Here is a 3,834-nt window from a genome sequence, read left to right on the forward strand (position 1 = left end):
GCGGCGGAGGTCGTACCCCGACCCCGCCGCGGCCCGCCCCGTTCCCCCTCCGTCGTACCGCACCACGCCCCGTCCGCGGGGATTCGCTCGATCGAGCGGCCGCTGCGGGGAACCCGCCCCGCACCGGCACCGCGCCGCATAGACTGCCCCCAGCACACAAGCGCGTCACAGGCTCACAGCGTCGTGCGTCTCCACGCGGCTGCCTACCTCCACCGCCTCCGGCCGTCGGGACGCGGCCTTCCGCAAAGGACAGTGAGACCAGTGAGCAAGCCCGTCGTACTCATCGCCGAAGAGCTTTCCCCCGCCACCGTCGAAGCGCTGGGCCCGGACTTCGAGATCCGGCACTGTGACGGCGCGGACCGCGCGCAGCTGCTGAGCGCCATCGCCGACGTCGACGCCATCCTCATCCGCAGCGCCACCAAGGTGGACGCCGAGGCCATCGCCGCCGCCCGCCGACTGCGCGTCGTCGCCCGGGCCGGCGTCGGCCTGGACAACGTCGACGTGGCCGCCGCCACCAAGGCCGGCGTGATGGTCGTCAACGCCCCCACCTCCAACATCATCACTGCCGCCGAGCTGGCCTGCGGCCTGCTGGTGGCCACCGCCCGGCACATCCCGCAGGCCAACGCCGCGCTGAAGAACGGCGAGTGGAAGCGCAGCAAATACACCGGCGTCGAACTCTCCGAGAAGACCCTGGGCGTCGTCGGCCTGGGCCGCATCGGGGTGCTGGTCGCCCAGCGCATGGCCGCGTTCGGCATGAAGATCGTCGCCTACGACCCCTACGTACAGCCCGCCCGCGCCGCGCAGATGGGCGTCAAGCTGCTCCCGCTGGACGAACTGCTGGAGACCGCCGACTTCATCACCGTCCACCTCCCCAAGACCCCCGAGACGCTGGGCCTGATCGGCGACGAGGCGCTGCACAAGGTCAAGCCCACCGTGCGCATCGTCAACGCGGCCCGCGGCGGCATCGTCGACGAGGCCGCGCTGCTGTCCGCCCTCAAGGAGGGCCGGGTGGCCGGCGCCGGCCTCGACGTCTACTCCACCGAGCCCTGTACGGACTCCCCGCTCTTCGAGTTCGACAGTGTGGTCTGCACCCCGCACCTGGGCGCCTCCACCGGTGAGGCCCAGGAGAAGGCCGGCATCTCGGTCGCCCGTTCGGTGCGTCTCGCGCTCGCCGGGGAACTCGTCCCGGACGCCGTCAACGTCCAGGGCGGTGTGATCGCCGAGGACGTTCGCCCGGGGCTGCCGCTCGCCGAGAAGCTGGGCCGGATCTTCACCGCGCTGGCCGGCGAGGTCGCCATGCGGCTGGATGTCGAGGTGCGCGGCGAGATCACCCAGCACGATGTGAAGGTGCTCGAACTCTCCGCCCTCAAGGGCGTGTTCGAGGACGTGGTGGCCGAGACCGTCTCGTACGTCAACGCGCCGCTGTTCGCCCAGGAGCGCGGCGTCGAGGTGCGGCTCACCACCAGCTCCGAGTCGCCCGACCACCGCAACCTGATCACCGTGCGCGGCACCCTCACCGGCGGGGAAACCGTGTCCGTCTCCGGCACCCTGGCCGGCCCCAAGCACCAGCAGAAGATCGTCGGCATCGGCGAGCACACCGTGGACCTCGCCCTCGCCGACCACATGGCCTTCCTGCGCTACACCGACCGCCCCGGCGTCGTCGGCACCCTCGGCCGCATCCTCGGCGAGTCGGAGATCAACATCGCCGGTATGCAGGTGGCCCGCGCGGAGGAGGGCGGCGAGGCGCTGATCGCGCTCACCCTCGACGAGAGCGTCTCCGGCCAGGTGCTCACCGAGATCGCCCAGGAGATCGGCGCCACCTCGGCGCGCGGCGTCGACCTGACCGACTGACCTGACCGACTGACCGGCTCAGCCGCTGACCGACCGGGCGGCTGACCGGCCGATGACCGGCGCGCCGGGTGCCCCGCGCACCCGGCGCGCGGGCGCGTCCCGCTCAGCCGTTCGGCAGGATCACCGCGCGGCCCCTGACCTGCCCCTGGTGCAGCCGCTCGTAGGCCCGCGGCGCCTCATCCAGGCTGTACGTCTCCACCGCCACGTCGATGGCGCCCGCCCGGGCCAGATCCAGCACCTCGACCAGCTCGGCCCGGCTGCCCCAGTACGGCGCGGACACCGTCACCTCGAACGCCGTGGTGCCGATACCCACCGGCAGCGCGCCGCCCGCGATGCCCACGATCGTCACATCGGCCTCCACCGCCGCCATGGCGCCCGCCGCCGTCACCGTCGACTGCGCCCCCACGAAGTCGAACACCGCCTCCGCCCCCAGGCCGCCGGTCAGCTCCCTGACCTTCTCCGGCGCCTGCTCGTCCGACAGCAGCGCCTCGTGCGCGCCCACCGCGCGGGCGAGTTCCAGCTTCGGCTCCGCCACGTCCAGCGCCACCACCCGGGCCGGACTCAGCGCCCGCAGCAGCTGGATCGCCACATGCCCCAGGCCGCCGGTGCCGATCACCACGGCGGTGCTGCCGGGCACCAGCTTCGGCAGCGACCGCTTGATGGCGTGGTACGGGGTGAGGCCGGCGTCCGTGAGCGGCACCGAGGTCACCGGGTCCAGACCGTGCAGCGGCACCAGGAACCGGGCGTCGTCGACCAGCAGATACTCCGCGATGGCGCCGGGGGAGCCCAGACCGGGCGGGAAGATCCCGAGTTCGGCGGCCCGGGTGCAGTAGTTCTCCTTGCCCTGGGCGCACTTGGCACAGCGCCCGCAGCCCTGCGGCCCGTACACCGCGACCGGATCGCCCTCGAAGATGCCGGTGACACCCGCGCCGATCGCCGCCACCACCCCGGCGCCCTCGTGGCCGAGGGTCAGCGGCAGCCGGTAGGGGAAGTCCTCGGCCGGCCACTCCATCACCGCGATGTCCGAGTGGCACACCCCGGCCGCCGACACCTTCAGCAGCACCTGCCCGGGGCCCGGCTCGGGATCGGGAACGGTGACCACCTCCGGCGCGGCACCGATCTCGCGGTACTGCACGGCTTTCATGCCGGACCTCCTCGCTGCGCACGGCCCCCCTCCCACGGTCGGCGGAGGCACCCGCCCCCGCAACCGCACGCGCCGGAGCCCACCACTGCCCCGCGGCCCCTGCCGTTCCCCACGGCGCCCGCCCGCCGCGATGCCGCACGGCGCGGGACGGTCGTGGTGCCGCGCGGCACCGTCCACCGGCGCCGCCGCCCACCGGCCGCACCGGGCCGCATTGCGGCGCACCGGGCGATTGGGGCCGCCGAGTCCGGCAGCGGTGCGGCGTCACGGCGGCGCGGGCCACGCCGCTGTCCACCGGGAGCGCCCGCCGCCGTCCGCCGCCGCGCCCTGCGGCGCGGCGGTGGACTGGATGCGTGTGCGGCGTCGAGGCGGCGCGCGCTGCCAGACCGGACCGGTGTCCGGCGCCGGACGGCGTGCCCGGCGGCGTCACGGCGCGTCACGGCGGCGCGTTCCGGAGCGGCGGCGGCCCGCGGCGCCGAACCGGACGGTCGCGCGGCGGCTGCACTGCGGCGTGTGGCAGCGGGCCGCGGCCGGTGCGCCGAACCCCGGCGCCGTCACGGCCGTCGCGGCGGTGCAGGGCACGCCGCCGTCCACCAGCCGCGCCCAGCGCCGTCCACCGGCCGCGCCCAGCGCCGTCCACCGGCCGCGCCCGGCGGTGCGTCGTTACGGCCCGGGCTCAGCCGCCGGCCAGCTCGTACGCGTAGTCCGGGGAGAACTGCCCAGCCGGCCCGGCGCAGCCGTCCAGCTCACCGGGGCGCTTGATCCACTGATACGCGTCCACCCGCGCGCTGCCGGTGTTCACCGTCGGGCTCTCGCCGACCAGCCGGCCCACCGGGTCGCAC

The 3,834-nt window shown here is 74.7% G+C and carries 3 protein-coding genes; 1 reads left to right on the forward strand and 2 read right to left on the reverse strand.

The annotated features are described in order from the left end of the window. Positions 1 to 261 precede the first annotated feature (261 nt). Positions 262 to 1,851: a phosphoglycerate dehydrogenase gene (serA, locus tag ACFV5N_RS25635; RefSeq protein ID WP_385604268.1), complete on the forward strand. Its 1,590-nt coding sequence runs from the start codon at positions 262 to 264 to the stop codon at positions 1,849 to 1,851. Between the two features lie 103 nt (positions 1,852 to 1,954). On the opposite strand, the gene ACFV5N_RS25640 is transcribed toward serA, so the two are convergent. After that, positions 1,955 to 2,995, reverse strand: coding sequence for an NAD(P)-dependent alcohol dehydrogenase (locus ACFV5N_RS25640; RefSeq protein WP_385604271.1), 1,041 nt, complete (start codon positions 2,993 to 2,995; stop codon positions 1,955 to 1,957). Positions 2,996 to 3,668: 673 nt separating this feature from the next. Further along, the gene (locus tag ACFV5N_RS25645) at positions 3,669 to 3,824 is read right to left on the reverse strand and encodes a glycoside hydrolase family 6 protein (RefSeq protein ID WP_385604274.1); all 156 of its coding nucleotides are present in this window, start codon (positions 3,822 to 3,824) and stop codon (positions 3,669 to 3,671) included. Positions 3,825 to 3,834 lie beyond the last annotated feature (10 nt).

Source organism: Streptomyces sp. NPDC059853 (assembly GCF_042731495.1).
In the GTDB taxonomy this organism is placed as follows: Bacteria; Actinomycetota; Actinomycetes; order Streptomycetales; family Streptomycetaceae; genus Streptomyces.

Excerpts from the sequence above, each read along its gene's own strand:
- ACFV5N_RS25640 (WP_385604271.1), bottom strand. The coding sequence starts at position 2,995 with ATGAAAGCCGTGCAGTACCGCGAGATCGGTGCCGCGCCGGAGGTGGTC.